Source organism: Chryseobacterium sp. JM1 (genome assembly GCF_000737715.1).
In the GTDB taxonomy this organism is placed as follows: Bacteria; Bacteroidota; Bacteroidia; order Flavobacteriales; family Weeksellaceae; genus Chryseobacterium.
This window is the reverse complement of the sequence record NZ_JPRN01000005.1, coordinates 44,690-69,186: the sequence shown is the minus strand read 5'-3', so window position 1 is coordinate 69,186 and position 24,497 is coordinate 44,690. Positions and strand designations below refer to the sequence as shown.

At 38.7% G+C, this 24,497-nt stretch carries 19 protein-coding genes; 18 read left to right on the top strand and 1 reads right to left on the bottom strand.

The annotated features are described in order from the left end of the window. The first annotated feature begins 10 nt into the window (after positions 1–10). The 8 genes from IW22_RS10140 (at position 11) to IW22_RS10105 (ending at position 11,174) form a co-directional block, all read left to right on the top strand. Entirely contained in the window at positions 11–1,624 is a 1,614-nt protein-coding gene (locus IW22_RS10140; RefSeq protein WP_034726264.1) for a RagB/SusD family nutrient uptake outer membrane protein, read from the top strand. Between the two features lie 12 nt (positions 1,625–1,636). Further along, a complete protein-coding gene (locus tag IW22_RS10135; RefSeq protein ID WP_034726263.1) occupies positions 1,637–2,752 on the top strand; it encodes a SusE domain-containing protein in 1,116 nt (371 codons plus the stop codon). 75 nt (positions 2,753–2,827) lie between these two features. Next, positions 2,828–4,984 carry a glycoside hydrolase family 97 protein gene (locus IW22_RS10130; RefSeq protein ID WP_034726261.1) on the top strand — a complete coding sequence of 719 codons (2,157 nt, stop codon included), beginning with the start codon at positions 2,828–2,830 and terminating at the stop codon, positions 4,982–4,984. Positions 4,985–5,068: 84 nt separating this feature from the next. Then, complete coding sequence (locus tag IW22_RS10125; RefSeq protein WP_228384026.1) at positions 5,069–6,223, top strand: aspartyl protease family protein; 1,155 nt, start codon at positions 5,069–5,071, stop codon at positions 6,221–6,223. 98 nt (positions 6,224–6,321) lie between these two features. Next, positions 6,322–7,359 carry a succinylglutamate desuccinylase/aspartoacylase family protein gene (locus IW22_RS10120; protein ID WP_034726259.1) on the top strand — a complete coding sequence of 346 codons (1,038 nt, stop codon included), beginning with the start codon at positions 6,322–6,324 and terminating at the stop codon, positions 7,357–7,359. Positions 7,360–7,371: 12 nt separating this feature from the next. Continuing rightward, a complete protein-coding gene (locus IW22_RS10115; RefSeq protein ID WP_034726257.1) occupies positions 7,372–9,234 on the top strand; it encodes a glycoside hydrolase family 13 protein in 1,863 nt (620 codons plus the stop codon). Between the two features lie 12 nt (positions 9,235–9,246). After that, positions 9,247–9,768 (top strand): nuclear transport factor 2 family protein, encoded by a 522-nt coding sequence (locus tag IW22_RS10110; RefSeq protein ID WP_034726256.1) that lies wholly within the window; start codon positions 9,247–9,249, stop codon positions 9,766–9,768. Then, entirely contained in the window at positions 9,768–11,174 is a 1,407-nt protein-coding gene (locus tag IW22_RS10105; protein ID WP_051891184.1) for an MFS transporter, read from the top strand. Before IW22_RS10110 ends, IW22_RS10105 begins: the two co-directional genes overlap by 1 nt. Before the next feature lie 446 nt (positions 11,175–11,620). Here the strand turns inward: IW22_RS10105 and IW22_RS10100 are convergent, their stop codons facing one another. Beyond that, entirely contained in the window at positions 11,621–12,220 is a 600-nt protein-coding gene (locus IW22_RS10100; protein ID WP_034726255.1) for an FMN-dependent NADH-azoreductase, read from the bottom strand. A gap of 92 nt (positions 12,221–12,312) precedes the next feature. Between IW22_RS10100 and IW22_RS10095 the strand changes: the two genes are divergently transcribed. From IW22_RS10095 to IW22_RS10045, 10 genes are all read left to right on the top strand, one after another. Then, the gene (locus tag IW22_RS10095) at positions 12,313–12,684 is read left to right on the top strand and encodes a winged helix-turn-helix transcriptional regulator (RefSeq protein WP_034726254.1); all 372 of its coding nucleotides are present in this window, start codon (positions 12,313–12,315) and stop codon (positions 12,682–12,684) included. A 391-nt stretch (positions 12,685–13,075) separates the two neighbouring features. Next, positions 13,076–13,804: a pirin family protein gene (locus IW22_RS10090; protein ID WP_034726252.1), complete on the top strand. Its 729-nt coding sequence runs from the start codon at positions 13,076–13,078 to the stop codon at positions 13,802–13,804. A 37-nt stretch (positions 13,805–13,841) separates the two neighbouring features. Then, the gene (locus tag IW22_RS10085) at positions 13,842–14,393 is read left to right on the top strand and encodes an NADPH-dependent FMN reductase (protein WP_034726250.1); all 552 of its coding nucleotides are present in this window, start codon (positions 13,842–13,844) and stop codon (positions 14,391–14,393) included. 310 nt (positions 14,394–14,703) lie between these two features. Then, positions 14,704–15,696, top strand: a complete 993-nt coding sequence (gene purM / locus IW22_RS10080) for a phosphoribosylformylglycinamidine cyclo-ligase (protein WP_034726248.1) — start codon at positions 14,704–14,706, stop codon at positions 15,694–15,696. 76 nt (positions 15,697–15,772) lie between these two features. Further along, positions 15,773–16,339, top strand: coding sequence for a phosphoribosylglycinamide formyltransferase (gene purN, locus IW22_RS10075; RefSeq protein ID WP_034726246.1), 567 nt, complete (start codon positions 15,773–15,775; stop codon positions 16,337–16,339). Between the two features lie 297 nt (positions 16,340–16,636). Further along, positions 16,637–18,154 (top strand): bifunctional phosphoribosylaminoimidazolecarboxamide formyltransferase/IMP cyclohydrolase, encoded by a 1,518-nt coding sequence (gene purH / locus IW22_RS10070; RefSeq protein ID WP_034726758.1) that lies wholly within the window; start codon positions 16,637–16,639, stop codon positions 18,152–18,154. An 88-nt stretch (positions 18,155–18,242) separates the two neighbouring features. Then, entirely contained in the window at positions 18,243–19,481 is a 1,239-nt protein-coding gene (gene purD / locus IW22_RS10065) for a phosphoribosylamine--glycine ligase (protein WP_034726245.1), read from the top strand. Between the two features lie 161 nt (positions 19,482–19,642). After that, on the top strand, positions 19,643–21,172 hold the full coding sequence (gene guaA / locus IW22_RS10060) for a glutamine-hydrolyzing GMP synthase (protein WP_034726244.1): 1,530 nt from the start codon (positions 19,643–19,645) through the stop codon (positions 21,170–21,172). Between the two features lie 266 nt (positions 21,173–21,438). Then, entirely contained in the window at positions 21,439–22,380 is a 942-nt protein-coding gene (locus IW22_RS10055) for a hypothetical protein (protein WP_165571876.1), read from the top strand. A 510-nt stretch (positions 22,381–22,890) separates the two neighbouring features. Then, positions 22,891–24,399, top strand: a complete 1,509-nt coding sequence (locus IW22_RS10045; protein WP_034726240.1) for a carbon-nitrogen hydrolase family protein — start codon at positions 22,891–22,893, stop codon at positions 24,397–24,399. Positions 24,400–24,497: the final 98 nt, after the last annotated feature.

Sequence of the window (24,497 nt, the reverse complement as noted above, 5' to 3'; positions counted from 1 at the left end):
CGCTTTTACAATGAAACTTAACAGAATAAAAATATTTAAATTAAGAAATTTAGCCATCGCAGGTTTATTTCTTTTTACAACTTCATCTTGCTTAAATGATCTGGATGTAGAAGTAAACGACGACGAATTATTTACATCAGAGCAGTTTTATACCAATCCGGCTGCCTATAAACAATTCCTTGCTAAAATATATGCAGGACTGGCTGTAACCGGGCAAAAGGCTGGAAACGGAGAATCTGATTTGGGAGACGAAGCTGACGGTGGCCCGAATGAAGGCTTTTCACAATACCTTAGAGGATATTGGCAGTTGCAGGAATTAACCACCGATGAAGCCATTATTGCCTGGGGAGAAAGTGATAACCCTACCATCAAAGACCTGAATTTCAATAACTGGAATGCAGATAATGTTTTCAACGAGGCATTTTTTGCAAGGATATTCTTTCAGATAAGCCTTGTCAATGAGTATTTAAGAGAAACTACCGATGAAAAACTCGCCTCAAGAGGAGTTGCGGAAGATCTAAAGGCTCAGATAAAATTGTACAGAGCTGAGGTAAGGTTTTTAAGAGCTTTATCCTACTATCACGCGATAGATATTTATGGGAAGATGCCTTTTGCTACAGAAAATGATCCCCTGCTTACGAAACCTGTCATGCAGACAAGAGATTTTATGTTCAATTATGTAATCAATGAATTGAATGCTATAGAAGGTGAACTGCCTGCTCCAAGAATGAATGAATACGGAAGAGCAGATAAAGCCGCAGTCTGGATGCTGAAAGCAAAATTATATCTGAATGCCAAAGTGTATACCGGCGCAGATAAAAGTACCGAAGCTCTGGCAGAAGTAGAGAAAGTAATCGGTTCTACGTATAAAATAGCCCAGATTCCTTATGCTAACTTATTTAAAGCGGACAATCATATCAATGGTGCTCAGGAAGAAATCATTTTCCCGATAGCTTTTGATGGAGTTAAAACACGAACTTTTGGAGGAACTACATTCCTTGTTCATGCCAACTGTACCAATGAAGTAGGAGTAACCTTAGGAGTAGACTACGGATGGCAGGGATACAGAGTAAGACAGGAGTTTATGCAGTCAGCAGGAAGTACAGATCCCAGAATAATGAAAGTGCCTGGAAATACAGATCCTGCTTCTATTGCAGACTATCTGAAATTTGATCAGGGAACAAAACTGATCAAATTCTCCAACAAAACATCAACAGGAGCGAATGGAAGCGATGCTAATTTCGTGGATGCTGATTTTCCGCTCTTCAGAATGGCGGATGCCTATTTGATGTATGCTGAGCTTGCGGTAGTCAATGGAAAAGGAAGCCCTGCTACAGCTTTAAATTACATCAATGCACTTAGAACAAGAGCTCTTGCACCTACGGTACAGCAGTCAGCACTAACGCCTGATTTTATCCTGAACGAAAGAGCAAGAGAGCTTTATTGGGAAGGGTACAGACGCCAGGATCTGATTCGTTTCGGAAAATATCTTTCAGGATATACATGGCAATGGAAAGGAGGAAGTATGAGCGGAGGAAATCTGCCGGATTCCAGATTGCTTTTCCCGATACCCAACAAGTATCGTAACTTAAATCCCAACTTATCTCAGAATCCTGGTTATTAAAAAAACAACAAAATGAAGAATCTTTTTAAAATATGGATAGCTCTTTTCGTAGGAGTATTGGTTGTTTCCTGTGAAAAAGACGAGGATCGTGCTGTGATCAGTGAAACAACATCCGCAAAAGTATCGGCAGACAAAAACGCTGTTGTACTCGATGAGCTTAAAGGAAGTGAAACTGCTATCACATTTGCATGGACGAAAGCAGGTTTTAACATTGCTTCTGTCCCGGCACAGCAAATAGAATTTGCGCTGAAAGGAACGGGTTTCAAGAACAGTACGACTTTTAATTTTGATAAAGACGCTGTTTCGGGAGGAATTACCCACGCTGCACTGAATACCATCATGTTTAATATTGGAGCGGTTTCCGATACCGCTAATGATATTGAAGCTAGACTTAAAACTTCAGTGGGAACTGCTCCGTTTTATTCCAATGTAATAGATATTAAAATAACACCTTTTACCCCTAATCCGGATATTATTTATCCTAAAATTAATGTTCCGGGTGCCTATGCAGGTGCAGCGGGTTACGCAAGCTGGACTCCGGCTAATTCTCCTAACCTGTTTTCCCCTGAAAAGAATGACAGTTACAGAGGATTTATCTGGATCAGCAATCCAACAGGTGATAACGGGAAGTACAAATTTACGATCAATCAGGATTGGCCTGGAAATAAAGGTGATGACGGAACAAAAACCGGAAAACTGGTTGCGGACGGGTCAGATATTGTGCCGGCTTCAGCAGGAACCTTCTATATGAAAGTAGATTGGGCTGCCAACACTTATTCTTCTACACTTGCCAACTTTGGTGTCATTGGGGATGCTACGCCTGCAGGATGGGGATCGGATACAGATTTTGTATACAGTCCGGCTACAAAAACCTATGTCATCAATTCAATTATGCTGAGCAATTCAGGCGTGTTTAAATTCAGAGCTAATGATGATTGGGCACTGAAATTCCAGCCTAAAAAAGACGAGCAGACTCTGATTTCAGGAAAAGCGGTACAAAGCTATTTCAATGCTGAAAATACAGTAGAGGGCGACCCTGGCTACAAAGTATCCGAGGCAGGAAACTATAAGATAGAGCTGGATCTTCATAATTCAGCATATTACAAATTAACCGTTACGAAGTTGTAAAATATACCAATTAAGTTGATAAAGTGTTGCTTTACCGCAGCACTTTATCTATTTTTAAGTTTATAAATAGTCATTATGAAGAAAATTACAGTTGGAGCCATGCTGCTCTCAATGATGTTCGTGGGTGTGAAAGCCCAGTCTTTGAAATCACCGGATGGAAAGTTTGAAATGAACTTTCAGCTGAAAGGAGGAATTCCGTATTACAATCTGAAGTACAACGGAGCAGTGGTAGTAGAAGATTCTAAGTTAGGGTTAAGATTATTTAAAGACTCAGCCATCAAATTTGCGTCCGAAATTGCAAAACCGGATGACGCCAAATTTGACCTGAACAACGGGTTCACGAAAACCGATGAAAAACGTGACGCTAAAAACGAAACCTGGCAGCCGGTGCTGGGCGAAAAGAAAAATTATATCAACCATTACAACGAGCTGGCCGTTACCCTGGATCAGGCTTCTACAAGCAGAAGTATTGTGGTAAAGTTCAGACTGTTTAATGATGGTCTTGGATTCAGATATGAATTTCCACAGCAGAAAAACCTGAACTATTTCGTCATCAGAGAGGAAGATTCTGAAATCGATTTTCCTACAGATATGAAAGCCTGGTGGATGGTGGCAGACTATGATTCCCAGGAATATCAGTATCAGGAAACAAAAATCTCCGAAATTCCTGCCAAATGGGACAAAGCATTCGATGCCAATGCTTCACAAAGATTGGTGAAAAATGCAGTTCAGTCTCCGTTAATGCTTAAGAAAGAAGGTAAAGAGCCATTGTATGTGAACGTAGCGGAAGCAGCCGTTTTGGATTATCCGGCTTCCCATCTTGAGGTGGATGCTCAGAATTTTAAATTCAAAACACACCTTACTGCTGACAGGCAGGGAGCAAAAGGATATATTCAAACGCCGTCTGTAACACCTTGGAGAACCATTATCGTTTCGCCAAAAGCAGAAGAAGTGATGGAATCCAAAATGATTTTTAACCTGAATGAACCTACAAAATATACCGATACGTCCTATATTCACCCGACAAAATATATGGGTGTCTGGTGGGAAATGATCATCGGAAAATCCCAGTGGGCTTATTCTACAGCAGAAAATGTTCATTTGGATAAGACCGATTTTTCAAAGCTTACGCCAAACGGAAAACATGCTGCCAACAATACAAAAGTTAAAGAATACATCGATTTCGCTGCAGAAAACGGGTTCCAGGGATTATTAATTGAAGGCTGGAATGTCGGTTGGGAAGACTGGTTCGGTCATTCCAAAGAATATGTTTTCGATTTCATTACGCCATACCCGGATTTTGATATTAAAATGCTAAACGATTATGCCCATTCAAAAGGGATTAAGCTGATCATGCACCACGAAACTTCAGGTTCTGCAACGAACTACGAAAGATGGGCGGATAAAGCTTTTGAACTGATGAATAAATACGGTTATGATGCCGTTAAAACAGGTTATGTAGGCGATATTATTCCAAGAGGAGAACATCACTATTCCCAATGGACAATTAACCATTTCTACAGAATTGCAGAAAAAGCAAACCAGTATAAAATCATGGTCAATTCTCATGAATCTGTACGTCCTACAGGAGAAAGCCGCACCTACCCGAACTATATTTCGGCAGAAGCAGCCAGAGGAACCGAGTACGAAGCGTTCGGAGGAAACAAACCTGATCATCAGACCGTTCTTCCTTTCACAAGATGGATGGGCGGATCTATGGACTATACACCGGGAATTTTCCAGACCAAACTGGATTATTATTTCCCTGGTGACAAACGTTTCGTTAAAACCACACTGGCAAAGCAGCTGGCGTTATATGTAACGATGTACATGCCTCTTCAGATGGCGGCAGACCTTCCTGAGAACTACAAAAAGCATATGGATGCCTTCCAGTTCATCAAGGATGTGGCGGCAGACTGGGATGATACAAAAATCCTTTCCGCGGAGCCCGGAGATTATGTGATCACGGCCAGAAAAGCAAAAGGAACAGAAAACTGGTTCGTAGGAGGGATTACCGATGAAAATAAGCGGGAATACACCGTAGATTTCTCTTTCCTCGATAAAGGAAAAAAATATGAGGTAACCGTTTACGAAGATGGAAAAGATGCAGATTACATCGATAATCCTCAAAGCTATAACATCTACAAAAAACAGATCACCAGCAAATCTAAATTGAATTTCAAGATGGCAAGAAGCGGCGGTTTCGCAGTTTCTGTTAAGCCAGTGAATTAAGATTTAAATTCATAAGTTTGTGATGCCCCGGTTCATTATACATTCGGAAATGGGCCGGGGCATTAACTTTTTTATCAACTAACCATGAAAAACTTTAGTTTACTGATCTGTGTTTTTTTAGCCTGTATGACCAGTGCACAGAAAAAACTTCCTGTCGTAAAAGCGAATTCTAACCAGATGACCATTCTTGAAATAGATAACGGATTCACCACAGACTGGAATGCAGATCCAAATATTAAAATTGATGTCTACACCACATCCAAACTTGATACAGAAAAAAAGACGATAAAAATAAAAACGGACATAGATTCTGCAAGTTTCACCATTAAAAAGGGAGAAAATAAAGACTTTATAGTGCTGTTAAAAGGAAAAGATTCCTGTATGACCCGGATAGCAAGCCTTCCTCCGAAGAATTTCAGCAAAGTAAAGCCTGCTTTTCACGATACGATAAAACTTTCTATCAACGAGCAGAATACCATGTTCGTAAAAACGATATTAAATAAAACAGATACCCTGACCCTTAATTTCGATACGGGTTCAAGCGATCTTACCCTGACCAGAGAAACCTTAAAGAATAAAATCAAAAGCGCTTTAAAATCCGGATCCAATGCATTGGAGATCGGGAACAAAATCTATAAAGAGTTCAGCATTTATCCTGCTGATCTTTCAGGACACGGTACAGAAGGGCGTTTCGGATGGGATCTTTTTGATGGGATGATCGTAGAGCTTGATTATGATAAGGGTATTATGGCTGTTCATTCGCAGCTTCCCAAAGCAGTAAAAAAAGATAAAAGCTATTCCAAACTGGCTATAAAGTATTTCAATAATGTTTTCTTCGTGGAAAGCAGTATTAAACAGGGGAAAAGCATCAACACAGACTGGTATCTTTTTGACACAGGATATCAGAGAACTGTAATGCTGGATGGGCCTATGCTGAAAGAACAGGGCTTTCCAGTGGATACCATGAAGGAAATAAAAAGAGTAATCATGAAAGGGGCACAGGGAAATGAAGTACCGGTGATCACATCAGGACTGGAATCACTTACTTTAGGAAAATATACACTGAAGAACATTCCCGTTCAGGTATTGTCTCAAAGCAGATTGGTAAGCAGATCAAGAATGCATATTCTGGGAAATGAAATTTTAAAAAGATTCAATGTTTTTTTTGACTTTCAAAACAATGTGGTTTACCTGAAGCCTAATAAGTTATTGGATGAAAAATATATTGAACAGAGTTAAGATTACTTTTCAAAATATAATGATTAAATTGAAATCTGATATCAGATAAGGGCGGGAATAAAAAATAGAAATTTTCCCGTTATTAAATAGAAAATTACATGAAATTTATTTTAAAAACGACTGTTGTGCTAATACTGGGATGGGGATGCGTGATGCACGCACAAACGGTAGGTAAGATCATGAAAGAGCAAGGCCCATTTAGGAAAGACACCATTCTTTCCGTAAAAGACACTTATCTTCCGGTTACTGTCATCAAAGGCCGGGAAAAAGGTCCTGTTTTCAGTATTGTCGCCGGCATTCACGGGTATGAATATCCTCCCATTGTAGCTGTTCAGAAAATATTGCAGGAAATAAAACCGGAATCGGTAAAAGGAACGCTTATCATTGTTCCCATTGCCAATATGGAATCATTTCGGAAAAGAACTCCCTTCATCAGTCCCTTGGATCAGAAAAATTTAAACAATGCCTTTCCGGGATCATCAGCCGGAAGTCCTACAGATCAGATCGCTGATTTGATCACCCGAGAAATTATCTCAAACTCCACCATCTTTTTAGATATTCACGGAGGCGATGCGAATGAGGATTTGCTTCCTTTTGTGTGCTATTATGACAGAAAAGATAAGTTGGATAAAACCGTGCTCGCTCACAACCTTTCGGTACAGTCGCAAATGGGTATTATTGTGTCTTATCCCTATAATATCAGCCCTTCTGAACCTGCGAAGTATGCTTTCAAACAGGCCGTACAGCAGGGAATTACAGCACTCAGTATAGAAGCCGGAAAACTGGGAACCGTTCAGCATGAAAATGTGGAGATGATCAAGACCGCAGTCTATAATATGCTTGACTATGTGAAGGTCTACCCGAAAGATCAATCAAAATCAAATAATCAAAATAGCTTCGTTCATCTTAGCCAGCAGGATTATATCCGTGTTCCTGAAAGTGGAATTTTTTACAGCGATCTTAAAAGCGGTGACCGGGTAAAGAAAAAACAGGTTCTGGGCTATATAACAGATGAATTTGGAAACAAAAAACAGGAAATTATTTCAGATTCTGAAGGAATGATCCTGTATAAAGCAGGAACACCTCCGGTGAATAAGGGAGAAACTTTATTCTGCATCGGATACAATGACTATTAACAGCACGTTATCATGAAGAAAATCTATGTAGTAATTGCGCTTTCAATAGCCTCCGCGGCTTTTTCTCAGGCTAAACCTTTGGAGAAAGTAGAACCCGCCTTCTGGTGGAAAGGAATGAGAAACCCTGAGCTCCAGATCCTGGTGTATGGAAAAGATATGGCGCAAAATGAAATTGAACTTTCCGACGGAATTCATATAAAAGACGTGAAAAAAGTTGAAAACCCAAACTATGTCTTTATTACCGTTAATACCAATGAAATCACCGTTCCGAAGTTTAAAATCAATATTAAAAAAGGAAAGAAAAATATAAGTTCGTACGATTATGAGCTTAAGCAGAGAGCTGCCGGATCTGCAGACCGTGAATCTTTTACCTCAAAAGATGTCATGTATCTCATTATGCCGGACCGTTTTGCCAACGGCGATGAAAAGAATGATTCCAGACCTGATCTTATCGAAAAAAACGACCGCAGCCTACCCAACGGAAGACATGGCGGAGATCTTCGCGGAATTATCAATAATCTCGACTATATCCAAAACCTTGGGGCAACGTCTGTCTGGCTGACACCCGTGAATGAAGACAATGAAAAAGTATATTCCTACCACGGATATGCACAGACTGATTTATATAAAATTGACGGACGCTATGGAACCAATGAAGACTATCGCGAGCTTTCACAAAAACTGAACAAACGAAACATGAAACTGGTCATGGATTATGTGACCAATCATTGGGGCGTTTCTCACTGGATGATCAAAGATCTGCCTTCAAAAGACTGGATCCATTGGTTTGACGAAGGGAAAAACGGATTTTACCGTTCCAATTATAAAACAACCACCCAGTTTGATACGAATGCCTCAGAAATTGATAAGAAATATGCGCTGGATGGCTGGTTTGATACCACAATGCCTGATATTAATCAAAAAAATCCGCTGGTCTTAAAATACCTTACCCAAAATGCCATTTGGTGGATAGAATATGCTGATCTCGGAGGTTTGCGGGTAGATACATATCCTTACAACGATAAAGAAGCTATGGCCACTTGGGCAAAAGCTATCACCGACGAATACCCTAAATTCAATATTGTGGGGGAAACATGGCTGTATACCGCCGGACAGATCTCTGCATGGCAGAAAAATTCAAAGACTGGGGAAGCGGCTGGTTACAACTCAAATTTGCCTTCTGTGATGGATTTTATGCTCTTTGCTGATATGCCGAAAGCCCTTAAAGAAAAAGAAGGCTGGGACACCGGAATGGTTAAACTCTACAATGTTTTTACCAGTGATTTCCTTTATCCGGACATCAATAATCTTCTCGTTTTCTTTGAAAATCACGACACCGAAAGATGGAATGAAATCTTCAATGGCGACCCGAAAGCCTACCAAATGGCAATGACTATGATTTCTACGGTAAGAGGCATTCCACAGATCTACTACGGATCAGAAATAGGCATGAGAGGAGACAAAAACAAAGGCGGCGATGCGGATATCCGTAGAGATTTTCCGGGCGGCTGGAAATCTGATACAAATAATTCATTCAATCCTTCTTCACAAACTCCTGAACAAAAGGAATTTTACCAGTTTACCCAAAAATTACTGAACTGGAGAAAAGGAAAAGAGGTGATTCATAGTGGAAAAACTAAAAATTACGCTCCTCAGGACGGCGTTTTTGTGTATTTTAGATATGACGGTAAAGAAAATGTAATGGTCATCCTTAACAATAACAAAAAAGATCAGACGTTAGACTTAAAACGTTTTGCAGAATCACTGAATGGGGTGAAGAAAGGTAAAGATATCATTTCAGACAAGGTACTTTCTATGGAAAAGAGCCTTTCCGTGCCTGCAAAAACTTCTATGATTATTGAACTCCAAAAATAAATTAATTATACAATGAAAAAAATAACTTTTATCTGCACGCTGGTGCTTTTTATACTTGGTTTTAAAGGGGTGAATGCCCAGTCCAACAGTTCTAAATTTGACAAAGATAAAGCAGCCATAGGAATCATGCTGGATGGTTTCAATACTGCCGCTGCAAAATCAGATTTTGATACCTATTTCAATTATTTCGCAGACGAATCTACATTCATCGGAACCGATGCTACGGAAGTCTGGGATAAAAAAGCTTTTATGGTGTGGGCAAAACCTTATTTTGATAAAAAGAAAACCTGGAATTTCACTTCTCTTAAAAGAAATATCTATTTCAGCAAAGACGGAAAACTAGCATGGTTTGACGAAATCCTGAATACTCAGATGAAAATTTGCAGAGGTTCAGGCGTTGTCGAAAAAATAAACGGAAGCTGGAAAGTGAAACAGTATGTACTTTCTGTAACCGTTCCTAATGATGTCGTGGATAAGGTGGTTTTAGAAAAAGCAGCGATTGAAGATGTCTTAATCAAAGAACTGAAAAAATAATGATAAATTCTGCACAGAAAACTTCTTCAGGAACAATAAAACCCAATCTTTCCATGCCTCAGATCATCAACATGAGCATGGGCTTTTTGGGAATACAGATGGCTTTCGGGCTGCAAAATGGAAACGCGAGCAGGATTCTGGCCAATTTGGGTGCCGATGTTCATGAGCTGTCATGGTTCTGGCTGGTAGCGCCTGTGACCGGACTTATTGTGCAACCGATCATCGGGCACATGGGAGACAATACCTGGAGCCCTTTGGGCAGAAGAAAACCGTATTTTTTAATTGGAGCTATTTTATGTGCACTTGGGTTGGTTCTTCTTCCCAATGCAGCCACAGTCACTCATCTTTTTGCAGCTAATGCATTGTTGTTGGCTGTGCTATTTCTGGCGATGATGGATGCTTCCGTCAATATTGCTATGGAACCATTCAGGGCTTTGGTAGGTGATATGCTTCCAAAACATCAGGGAACACTTGGATTTTCGGTGCAGACTATTCTGATTGGCATCGGAGCGGTAGTGGGATCTTATATTCCGGGAATACTGACCTCTATGGGAGTTTCCAATGAAGCGCCGGAGGGTTTTGTTGCCAATAATGTGATTTACTCCTTTTATGTGGGAGCCGGGATATTATTACTAACGATATTGTATACTGTTTTTACCACTAAAGAGTATTCTCCGGAAGAATTTGCTGCATTTGAGGACGGAAAAGAAGCTCCGCAGGAACCTTCAAAATTCGCAGATATTTTTAAAGATTTTGCAGGAATTCCTTCACAAATGAAAAAACTGGGTGCCGTGCAGTTCTTCTCATGGTTCGCCTTATTCACCATGTGGGTATTCACCACAAGTGCACTGGCTACTCATCATTTCGGACTTTCCCCTGAAGATACCCATTCCAAAGCTTTCAATAATGCGGGAGATTTAACGGGAAAATTATTCGGAATGTATAATCTTTGGGCTATACCGTTTGCATTTTTATTAACCCCAATCGCGAAAATGATAGGAAAGAAACAGACCCACGCTCTGGCACTTCTATGCGGAGGTTTAGGTCTTATTTCGATGTATTTTATTAAAGATACCCATCTTTTATGGATCTCCATGATAGGATTGGGATTTGCCTGGGCAAGTATCCTTGCTATGCCTTACGCAATGCTTATTGAAGTGATTCCTCAACGGAAAATGGGCGTGTATATGGGAATATTCAATTTCTTTATTGTTATTCCACAAATCATCAATGGACTATTTGGTGGTCCTATTGTAAGCAACTTCTTTGGAAACCGTGCGATAGATTATATTGTAGTCGGTGGTGTATGTATGCTGATCGGTGCTGTTGTCACCATGATCTTCGTGAAATCTGAAGACGAAACGCCGAAGGAAATTGAGGGAGAAATTAAGCAGGTGCATTTTTAGGGGATAGAAGTTAGAAGTTAGAAGTTAGAAGCGCGAAAAACTTGAATGTCATTATATCAGTACATCACGATAAAATTCAATAAGAGCGGGCTTTAGCCCGCTTTTTTAATAAACCATATTCATTAAGGCTTTAGCCAAAACTTAAAATATCCGGCTAATATTTTCATCTCTATTTTAGAGCTAACGTAAATACTCACATCTTAAAAATCTGCTCCATCTGCCAGATCCGCGAGAGCTAAAAAAATAATACATATCAAAGCTAATTGATATCCTCAATCAATTTTATCTCAGATAAAATCCTTGTGTCTTAAAACATAGGAATGAAAAGAAAACCCTGCACCATTGCGTTTTCCAATAAATAATAAGAAAAAGCTGACTCAAAAATGAGACAGCCTTTTTAATTGACTTCAAGTCAAAAAAATTAATATCTTAACAATTAAACTTACTTACGCTAAAACCGTTTCAATTTCCGCCACAGTCTTCAATAAATTTTCATCTTTCAATTGAGGAACCATCATTCCCTGAGATTTGAAAACTTCTACATCCTTAATCCCAATGAAACCGAATAACGTTTTTAAATAATGCTCCATATTCTCAATAAGTCCGTTTTCATAAACCCCGCCAACGGCAATATTTAAATATAATTTCTTGTTCTGCAGAAGACCTTTTGGCGTTCCATCAGCATAAGAGAATGTTTTCCCGGCAACAGCTATACTGTCGATCCACGATTTTAAAGTGGAAGGAAAAGTGAAGTTGTAAAAGGGAACCCCAATAACAATAATATCAGCTTCCTGAATTTCCTTTAATGCTTCGTCAGAATATTTTGAAGCTTCTTTTTGCTCATCATTCTTTTCTTCGTCCGGAATTCTGGAGGCACTGAAATGATGAATTTCCATATGAGGAATAGGGTTCAAAGCCAGATCACGGATAACAACCGTACTGTTTGGATTTCTATCTAGCAGCTGATTAATTACAGTTTGAGAAAGCTTATTGCTTACAGAGTTTTCTCCGCTGATGCTGGTTTGGATATTTAAAATATTTGCCATTTTGTTTTGAATTTTTTTCGTTTTTATGAATGACAAAATTATTGTAAATTTACTTTCCAAAGTATAGCAGTTACCTAAAGGAAAGTGAAAAAATGGAAAAACAGCACAACCATAAAGATTGTATGCAGGCATTAAAACCGGTTCGCGATACATTAGATGTGATCAATGGCAAATGGAAATTGCAGATTATTATTTCCTTAAATGCAGGAAACAAACGTTTTACAGAAATTGAACGAAGCATTCCGAAGCTCACATCGAAGGTTTTAGCCAAAGAATTAAAAGAACTCGAACAAAACGGCTTGGTTGAAAGAATCGTTAAAGATACATATCCCGTAAGCATCGAATACTGTCCTACACAATATACAAAGACCTTGCACCCCGTTGTAGAATCCTTAAAAGACTGGGGTGAAAACCACCGTAAACACATCTTCGGAATTCCCGCAGAAACTGAAAAACCTGAATAAATGCTCATTAACATTGACAAATCTGCTTAATCAGCAAAATCCGCGTGAGATAAAAAATAATGCATTCCAGAAATAAATAGGGATCAATTTGAATATAAAATTCAATAGGAGTAGGCTTTAACCCGCTTTCAAATTAAGCATACCAATAAAGGCTTTAGCCAAAATTTAAAATCCCACCAGATCAAGGTCACATGAAATCAGATTTTAAAACTAATCAATATCCCCAATCAATTTTATCTTTGATTAAATCCTCGCACTTTAAAATATCCGGAGAGTAATAATCTTGCGCCTTTGTGTTTAACCAATAACAACCCTAAAATCCTTTCTTAACCTACATCAACACTTTCAAACACCTCTATATCCTACATTTGTACCATAAAATAATCACAGTATGAAAACAGTATATCATAAAGCAGATTCAAGAGGCCACGCAGATCACGGATGGCTGAACAGCTACCACACATTCAGTTTTGCCAACTATCAAAATAAGGACAGAACGAACTTTGGAGTGCTGAGAGTATTGAACGATGATACCGTTTCACAGGGAATGGGATTCGGGACACACCCACACAAGGACATGGAAATTATTTCAATTCCTTTGGAAGGTGATTTGGAACATAAAGATTCAATGGGAACGACTGCCGTTATCAAAAAAGGAGAAATCCAGGTAATGAGCGCGGGAACCGGGGTAATGCACAGTGAATACAATAAAAATAAAGATGAAGCCGTAAAATTTCTTCAGATCTGGGTTTTTCCAAAAGAATTGAACGTTGAACCTAGATATGATCAGAAAAGCATTAAAGAAGGAGAAAAGATCAATGGATTCCAGCAGATTTTGTCACCCAATAAAAATGATGATGGTGTTTGGATTCATCAGGATGCATGGTTTAATTTAGCTAATTTTAAAGAAGGAAACGGCAAAAATTATATGCTCAACAAAAAAGGAAACGGAGTGTATGCCTTTGTTTTAAAAGGTAGCGCCAAAGTAGGAGACAGAGTTTTGAACGAAAGAGACGGATTGGGAATCTGGGATACCCAGAGCTTTAACATCGAAGCCGTAGAAGATGCTGAGGTCTTATTGATGGAAGTACCAATGGACTTGCCGGCTTATTTGAAATAGTAATTAATAATCAAAAACATTAAACAGATAAACAATAATGAAAGTTTTAGCAATAGCAGGAAGCAATTCGGATGCTTCAATGAACAGACAGTTAGTAGCCTATGCATCGTCCTTATTTGAGAATGCAGACGTAGAAGTAGTAGACCTGAATCCTTTTGAAATGCCGATTTATAAGCACGAAAGAGAATTGGCAGGCGGTGTGCCACAGGAAGCAAAAGATTTTGCGGCAAAAATCGACGGAGCCAATCTTCTTTTGGTTTCATTACCTGAGCACAACGGAACATACTCTACAGCCTTCAAAAATGTATTCGACTGGGTATCAAGAATCAAAGACAGAACGGTATGGAATGAAGTTCCCATGTTCTTGATGTCTACATCTCCAGGAGGAAGAGGTGGAGCTGGTGTTTTAGAGGCTGCATCGAAGCGTTTCCCTTTCCACGGAGGAAATATTGTAGAAACTTTCTCACTTCCTTTCTTTAATGATAACTTTGATAAAGCTGAACAGAAGATTTCTAACAGCGAGAAAGACAGCGAATTAAAAGAAAAAATCAAGAAGATTGCAGCCATTGAAACCATCCTTGAAAAATAGAATTTGAATATTAATTTAAAATTACTATTTTTGCAAAAAGAAATAAGATGAAATTTCAGACCACTTTTAAAGAATGTTTCTCAGAGAAAGGGAAAACTGTGGGCTCTGAAATTCTGAGATAAAATAACGGCCGATAATCTACCAAGATTGTCGGCTTTTTTATTTTCTAAAATCTAGTAAAAATAAAAATAAATACTAATGTAACAATGTACCAATTTATCAATGTACCAATGATCCTTACGTAACCTAATTGGTAGACTGTTATATTGATAAATTGGTACACTTTAGTACATTAATAAAATTATTAAACATGAGCAACACTTACAAATCAGCAGGCGTAGACAAAGAAGAAGGGTACAAAACCGTTGACAAGATCAAAAAGGCAGTAGGCGAGACCCACAACTCAAATGTATTAAACCATTTGGGAAGTTTTGGAGCTTTCTATGAGATCGGAGGATATAAAAATCCTGTGCTGGTTTCTGGAACAGACGGTGTAGGAACGAAGCTTAAAGTAGCTTTGGATACCAAACAATACGATTCTATCGGTGTCGACTGTTTCGCAATGTGTGCCAACGATATCCTTTGCCACGGTGCAAAACCATTATTCTTCCTGGATTATCTGGCTTGTGGAAAGCTGGATTCCGAAATTGCTGCTGAGATCGTTCTTGGAATGGTGAAAGCATGTAAGGATAACAACTGCGCATTGATTGGTGGTGAAACTGCTGAAATGCCGGGAATGTATCAGCCGGGAGATTATGATGTTGCCGGATTCTGTGTAGGAATCGTTGAAAAAGATCAGATCATTGACGGTTCTACCATCAAGGCTGGAAATAAAATCATTGCCCTTCCTAGCTCAGGATTCCACTCCAATGGATTTTCACTGGTAAGAAAAGTATTCCCGAACTTCGAAGAAGAATTTGAAGGAAAACCATTATACGAAACGTTATTAGTACCAACCAGACTATATTATAAAGATATTCACAGAGTATTGGAAGAAGTGAAAGTTTCCGGTATCGCTCACATTACAGGAGGTGGTCTTTATGAAAATGTACCAAGAATTATCCCTGAAGGACTTTGTGCTTCTATCGATGCGGCCAAAATCAAAATTCCTAGCATAATGCTTGAACTGGAGAAAAGAGGTGGAGTATCCCGTGAAGAAATGTACGGAACATTCAATATGGGAGTAGGAATGATCATCGTTGCTGATGCTGACCACGCTGAAAAAGTATTACATCTTTTAGACGATGCGTACGAAATCGGAGAGATCACGGAGGGAAGCGAGAAAATCAATTTAACAATATAACAATATAACAATGTACCAGTGTACCAATTGAATTCATTGTTACATTGCTAGACTGGTACATTGTTAGATTATCAACATGAAAAATTTAGTTATACTCGTTTCAGGTTCCGGCACCAATCTGCAGAGAATCATAGATACTATTGACAGCGGAGAAATCCAGAATGCAAAAGTATCTCTGGTAGTGGCAGACAGAGAATGTTACGGACTTGAAAGAGCAAAAAATCATAACATAGACCATATTCTGATTCCAAGAGGAAAGAATTTCAGCAGTGAATTGGCGAATGTAATTCCAAAAGATACAGATCTTATTGTATTGGCGGGATTCCTATCCATTCTGAAACCTGAATTCTGTGAAAACTGGACCGGGAAGATCATCAATATCCATCCGGCACTGCTTCCGAAATTCGGAGGAAAAGGAATGTGGGGAATGCACGTTCACAATGCCGTTATTGAAGCAAAAGAAAAGGAAAGCGGAGCTACCGTACATTTTGTAACTCCGGGAATTGATGAAGGGGAAGCTATTCTTCAGAAATCATTTGAAGTGACACCTGAAGATACTCCTGAAACTGTTGCAGAAAAAGTACATCATATTGAATATGAAATATTTCCAAAGGCGATCAATAAGGTTTTAGGAAATCAATAGATAATGTACCAATTTAACAATGTACCAATTTAACAATGTACCAGTTTACCAATTAAATTCATTGTTACATTGCTAGACTGTTACATTGATCCATTGTTACATTAAAAAAGAAATCTAAGTAAATAAAAATAAGTCCGGGGGTGAAAGACCGGGCTACAGTTTGAAATAACTGTAAAAAGTAAAAATTGAAAGCAAAAGTCCCGAAGGGACGATTTAACCAAGCATAGGATTTTTATCCTATGTGAAAAAAAATCAAACATAGGATGCAATCCTATGGGAAAAAATCAAAAAGTAAAAATGAGTAAAAAGAGAGTTTTAATCAGTGTTTCTGACAAAAGCGGATTGATCGAATTCGCCCAGTTCTTGGAAGCGCAGAATTATGAGTTGATTTCTACGGGAGGAACGTTCAAACATTTAAAAGACGCTGGTTTAAATCCGATTCAGATCGATGAGGTAACCAATTTCCCTGAAATGCTGGATGGAAGAGTGAAAACCCTTCACCCGAAAGTTCACGGAGGTCTTTTAGCCGTTCGTTCCAATGAAGAGCACATGAAAACCGTTCAGGAACATGGAATTGACCTGATCGACATGGTGATCGTAAACCTTTACCCTTTCTTTGAAAATGTAAACAAAGACATTTCTTTACATGAGAAAGTAGAATTTATCGATATCGGAGGTCCTTCAATGCTTCGTTCTGCGGCTAAGAATTTCGATTCTGTTACTGTAATTACCGATGTGGAAGATTATGCAACGGTAAAACTGGAAATGGAACAGAACGGTGATACATACATCGAAACCCGTAAAAAGTTGGCAGGAAAAGTATTCAACCTTACTTCAGCTTACGACGGGGCTATTTCAAGAATGCTTTTAGATGAAGAATATCCTACTTATCTTAATGCTTCTTACAAGAAAGCATCTGATTTAAGATATGGTGAAAACCCTCACCAAACCGCAGCTTACTACGTTTCTACGTTTGAGAACGGTGCGATGAAAGATTTCGAACAACTAGGTGGTAAAGAACTTTCTTTCAACAACCTTCGTGATATGGACCTTTGCTGGAAAGTAGTGACTGAGTTCAAAGAAGAAATGGCATGTTGCGCAGTGAAGCACTCTACACCTTGCGGAGTAGCCATCGGAACTTCTGCACTGGAAACCTATCAGAAAACTTTCGAATGTGACCCGATTTCTATTTTTGGCGGAATTGTTGCAATGAACTACAAGATCGATGCAGCAACGGCTGAAGAACTGAACAAAACGTTCCTTGAGATCGTAATGGCTCCGGATTTTGATGAAGCAGCTCTTGAAGTTTTAAGAAAAAAGAAAAACCTTAGAATTATAAAAATCGTTAACCCGGTTTCTGACAAGCAAACATGGGTGAAAATTGACGGAGGAATCCTGATTCAGGATAACGATTCTCATTTCTCAGACGATATCAAAGTAGTAACTGATGTACAGCCTTCAGAAGAGCAGAAAAAAGCCCTTCTTTTCTCTCAGAGAGTAGTGAAGTATGTAAAATCAAACGCTATTGTTGTTTCCAATGGTATTCAGGCCTTCGGAATCGGTGGCGGACAGGTCAACAGAATCTGGGCTACGGAACAGGCCATCGAAAGAGCAAAAGAGAAATTCTCAGGAGATCTTGTTTTGGCTTCTGACGCATTTTTCCCTTTCCGTGACGTAGTAGATTTCTGCGCGAAGGAAGGTATCAAAGCCATCATCCAGCCAGGCGGAAGTGTAAAAGATCAGGACAGTATTGAAGCTGCCAATGAGCACGGTATCCCAATGATGTTTACCGGAGTTAGACACTTTTTACACTAATTAAAATAGAATTAAAAAATAATTTGAGATTGTTTTTATAGCATTCAAAATTATATATTTGTAAATTAGACTAGATAATAAATAAAGTATGAGAATATTAATCATAGGTGAAGGCGGTAGAGAATCTGCTTTAGCAGCAAAGCTTCAGAATGACCCAAGAATTTCTAAAATGTTTTTTGCTAACGGTAATGCTACCACCGATGTAATAGGAAAAAATGTTCATTTATCAGAGATTAAAGAACTGAGAGATTTCGCGATTAAAGAGAAGGTAGATCTTACCATCGTAGGTCCTGAGGCTCCTCTTGTAGCGGGGTTGAAGGATGAATTCAAAAAGCATGATCTTAAAGTTTTCGGTCCGAACCAAAAAGTAGCAAGTCTGGAAGGAAGTAAAGCTTTCTCTAAGAAATTTATGCAGACCTATGATATCAAAACAGCGAAGGCTGTCGTATTTGATTCATACAATGATGCTAAAGAATATGTTCAGACACAGCAGTATCCTTTAGTGGTTAAGGCTAGTGGATTGGCAGGTGGAAAAGGAGTTGTTATCTGTGACAACCTTGAAGAAGCTGAAGCTACGATCCACGACTTCATGATCAGAAGAATTTATGGAGATGCCGGAATCCGTCTGGTTATTGAAGAATATTTAGAAGGTTTTGAAGCTTCAATCATTGCATTCTCAAACGGTGAAAAGATTTTCCCATGTATCGCTGCAAAAGATTATAAAAAAGCCGGAAACGGTGACACAGGACCAAATACCGGTGGTATGGGATCTGTAGCGCCAAGCCCTGATTTTACACAGGAGCACTACGCTGATTTTGAAAAAAATATCTTAGAAACTACCATTAACGGTCTTAAAGGAGAAGGATTCAGCTTTAAAGGAATCATTTTCTTCGGATTAATGGTGACTAAAAACGGAACTTACCTTCTTGAGTACAACATGAGATTCGGAGATCCGGAAACTCAGGTGTTAATGGCACTGATGGAAAACAATCTTCTTGATGTGATCCAGGATTGTATGGATGGAAAAGATATCGAGCTTAAGTTTAAAGACGAAAAAGCGGTATGTCTTGTAATGTGTTCCGGAGGTTACCCAAGAAACATCGAAACAGGATACGAAATTGTAGGAGAAGACAAACTGAAACATTCTAAACTTCTTTATGCAGGTGCCGTAAGAAAAGGCGACAAAGTGGTTTCCAACGGCGGACGAGTTCTGAACGTGGTGGCTACCGGAGCTACTTACGAAGATGCCCGCAAAAAGGTGTACGAAGATGCAGCCCACATTCATTTCGATTACGGATTCTACAGAGAAGACATCGGAAAGTTTTAAAATAAATCACGAAAAAAGATTTGGAACGTTTCCAAGTCTTTTTTTGTAAAACAGTCAATATTAGGTACCAGACACGAGATCTTAGAATCCAGACACACATGTCTGATGTTTGACACCTTGTATCTGATATCATTAATCAATCATCAATTATCATTTATACAATGAACAACGGTATTATCATATTAGATTTCGGATCACAGTACAACCAGCTTATCGGAAGAAGGATCCGTGAGATGGGGGTATATTCTGAAATCCTTCCTTTCAATACACCTTTACAGGATATTTTAGCAAAACAGCCAAAAGGAATCATCCTTTCCGGTGGACCAAGTTCTGTGAATGCAGAAAATGCTCACCTGGTAGAAAAAGAGCTGTATGAGCAAGGGATTCCTGTGTTGGGAATTTGTTACGGAATGCAGCTTACCGCTCATCTTTTAGGCGGAAAAGTAAACAAAGGGGAAAAAGGAGAGTACGGAAAAGCACACCTGGATATCATCAAAGAAAATGCTTTGTTGAAAGGCGTTACTCAGAATTCTATTGTATGGATGAGTCACTTTGACGAAGTAGGAGAACTGCCTGCAGGTTTTGAATTAAACGCAAAATCAGGAGTTATTGCTTCTATTTCCAATGAAGACAGAAAAATCTATTGCGTACAGTTCCACCCGGAAGTTTCTCACACAGAAGAAGGCGGAAAGATGCTTGAAAACTTTGTTTTTGCCATCTGTGATGCTGAGAAAAACTGGAAACTGACGAATTATATCGAAAAAACAGTTGAAGAAATCCGTGAAAAAGTAGGAGACAGCAGAGTGATTCTGGGTCTTTCAGGAGGAGTTGACTCTTCTGTAGCGGCGGTTTTAATTCACAAAGCAATCGGTGATCAGCTGACATGTATCTTCGTTGATACAGGTTTATTGAGAAAAGAAGAAGGCCAGAAAGTAATGGACAATTATGGAGAACATTTCCATATGAACATTAAAATGGTTGATGCTAAAGAAAGATTTCTTTCAAAACTGGCCGGAGTAGATGATCCGGAACAGAAAAGAAAAATCATCGGAAACGAATTTATTCACGTTTTTGATGAAGAATCCCATAAAATTGAAGGCGCTAAATTCTTAGCTCAGGGAACCATTTATCCTGACGTTATCGAAAGCCAGTCTGTAAACGGACCCTCTGCAGTGATCAAGTCTCACCACAATGTAGGAGGACTTCCTGAAGATATGGAATTCGAATTGTTAGAGCCGCTAAGAGAGCTTTTCAAGGATGAAGTAAGAAAAGTAGGTGAGGAGTTAGGTATTCCACATCACTTGGTACACAGACATCCTTTCCCGGGTCCTGGATTAGGGATCAGAGTATTGGGTGCTGTAGACGCTGAAAAAGTGAAAATCCTTCAGGAAGCTGATGATATTTTCATTGAAGAATTATACAAAAACGACCTTTATGAAAAAGTATCTCAGGCTTTCGTAGTACTTCTTCCTGTAAAATCAGTAGGAGTAATGGGAGATGAGAGAACGTACGAATACACCGCTGTCGTTCGTTCTGCCAACACCATCGACTTTATGACGGCAACATGGAGCAGACTTCCATACGAGTTTTTGGATACGGTATCCAGCAGAATCATCAACGAAGTAAGAGGAATCAACAGAGTAGCTTACGATATTTCAAGCAAGCCGCCTGCAACGATTGAGTGGGAATAATCTCACTGTACTTCTTTAAAATAAAAAAATCCTGTTTATATCTTTATAAGCAGGATTTTTTATTAGTATTAAACGATATTCCTATTTGTTGTGTCTATTATTAGCGATGTCACACTGAGCGAAGTCGAAGTGTGTTTGAGTATGTATTAAAGCCTTTGTTTTCAGTATAAAAAAAAATAAATTAAAAATTATTTATCCTCAGAATTATTATACATTTAAGACTCAAACTCATATTCCGGAAAATGAAAATAAAATGTCTGCTTATAATGATCGGCCTTAGCTGGGCTTTGACTGGCTGTATAGTTGCTAATAAAAATATTTCTTCTGCCGAAACCTATCCATGGTTTCCTTTTTCATGGTATGCTGCGAAGATTTCAGGAAAGAATTTTGATAAAGTAGCCATGCTCGTTCCGGTGAAAGTGAATGATTTAAATGCGGATTTTACCTTACAATTCGACCTTGGAAGCGATGCAACTCTGGTGTACGGAAATACTATAGACAGCTATTACAAAGAAAGTGAAATCAAGAACTTCCTCATAGAAAGCTCGAAATCTATGGATAACGGAGGAAAAAACGTGTACAAGACAAAAGGACTGATCTATCATTTAGGAAAACTGTCAAAAGATAATCTGGTTTATAAAGCAGGTTACGGGGATAAAATCACTAAAGATTCCTTATTTACGAAGAAGCCAAAACATATCGGAACTTTAGGCGCTGATGTGTTTAATAATAAAATTCTGATCATCGATTATCCTAACAAAAGAATGTGTGTGCTTGATTCTTTGGACAGCCATTGGAAAAAAGTGACCACGTTTGTAGATGCCAAATCTAATAATGGCAGACTCCATATTCCACTCACTATTGCAGGCAAAACCCATTGGTTTCTGTTTGATACCGGAGCTAGTTTATTTCCGATCAATACCAATAAAGAGCTCTGGACTTCACTGGTAGATCAAACCGCCAAAACGGATACGATTATTGCCAATTCTTGGGGTGAGAAAGTGAAATTTTATGGAAGACCGATCAAAGAAAAAGTATATCTGGGAAAAAGAAAACTGGAAAATGATTATGCCTGGTATAATGAGAACAAAAGACTTCAGGAATTCAATACCACCGAGAATGTAGACGGTCTCACCGGAAATGCATTTTTTGTCAATAATGTTATAGTCCTTGATTTTAAAAATAAGAAGTTTGGGGTGGTGAATTAGAAACAGGACCTACTAATATTTCTATAATTTCCTTTTTATTAAATTAGATTATAAAAATAAAAATCATCGGCAGAAAAATTGTCTAAATCCCTCATGTAATCAAAATAAGTATTATAAATTTCCGGATCTACTGATAAGGACTGGTCATCCAGCGTATTGACCATAATATACTGTATATCATAGCTACTTAAGATGGATTTTATTTGTTGAGAATATGTGTTTTCTAAAAAGATGATCGGGTAATTTAAATGAACATATCCTATAATCTTTTCTTTTGAACTTAAAACGCCGAATTTTTCTGCATTTATTTCAATATCAACATGATAATTCAAAGACAAAACATCTACTGCTGATTCGAAATCAGAGTGCTTCCAATTTGTATTTGAGTTGATTGCTTCCTATATGTTTTGAGTAATATCCACTGTTAAATTAATTTAAATGATTGTGAACTACTTTCCTTTAAGGATTTAAGTTAAAATTTTTCACTAAATTTAAGTAAAATTACGTCAAATGCAAATAGAAACAAGAGCCCTGAGTCTTCAGGATTATGATGAACTGGTAATAACAATGAAACGCGCTTACCCGCAGATGTCCGAATCTATTTGGTCTAAAAAAAGCATAGAAAAACTCACCAGAATATTTCCTAAAGGCCAGATCTGCATCACTGTAGATGGAAAACTGGCAGCTGTGGCACTCTCCATTATTGTGAATTATGACGAATTCGGGGACGACCATACCTATGTGGATATTACCGGAAATTATACCTTCAATACGCATCTTTCCACCGGAAATGTTCTTTATGGAATCGAGGTTTTTGTAGATCCTGAGTTTCGTGAACTGCGTCTGGGAAGAAGACTGTATGATGCCAGAAAAGAATTGTGCGAACTGCTTAATCTGAAATCGATCATTCTAGGGGGAAGAATCCCGAACTACCATAAGTATAGCGACGAACTTTCCCCGAGAGAATACATCAGAAGAGTAAGAGACAAAGAAATCTACGATCCTGTATTGTCTTTCCAGCTTTCCAATAACTTCCTTCCTATTAAAATCCTGAAAAAATACCTTCCGGAAGATGAGTCATCATTGGAAAATGCTGTTTTGCTGCAGTGGAACAACATTTATTACAGCAAAAAACCCAATACCATGCAGGACAGCATCATCCGTTTGGGACTGGTGCAGTGGCAGATGAGGCATTTTAAAAACATCGATGCTTTTTATGAGCAGGTTGAATTCTTTGTCAATGTGATGGGCGACTATAAATCGGACTTTGTCCTTTTCCCGGAACTATTCAATACGCCGTTGCTGGCTCCTTTCAACAAACTTTCAGAAAGAGACAGTATGATCGAATTGGCGAAATTAAGCGAGGATATCAAGAATAAAATTTCAGAACTGGCCATCAGTTACAATGTCAATATTATTTCAGGAAGTATGCCTGTTTTCGATCCTGATAACAATGATTTGTATAATGTAAGTTATCTGCTTCACCGTGACGGCCGTATTGATGAATACCGGAAGATCCACATCACGCCGAATGAAAGAAAATACTACGGAATGAAAGGTGGAAATGAGATCAGAGTTTTCGATACCGATTGCGGAAAAATTGGTCTTGTGATCTGTTACGACGTAGAATTTCCGGAACTGCCGAGGATTTTGGCCGATCAGGGAATGAAAATCCTCTTTGTGCCCTACCTTACAGACACGCAGAATGCCTACATCAGAGTACGCCATTGTGCCGCTGCGAGAGCCATTGAAAATGAATGTTATGTCGCAATTGCCGGCTGTGTAGGAAACCTTCCGGGTGTGAATAATATGGACATCCAGTTTGGTCAGGCTGCCGTGTTTACGCCTTCAGATTTTGCCTTTCCATCCAATGCGGTGAAAGGAGAGGCTACTCCGAATACGGAAATGACCCTTATTGTAGACGTAGACCTTAATCTGCTGAAAGATCTTCATCATAACGGCTCCGTTCAGGTGATGAATGACCGTAGAAAAGATCTCTATGAAACCTATCTTAAGTAAACCTGAGTTTGGGATAAGAATAAAGAACAAAGAGCAAAGAACAAAGACAATTAGACATCGGATAAGAAATTTGAGATAGAAGACAGAAAAAGAGCGGA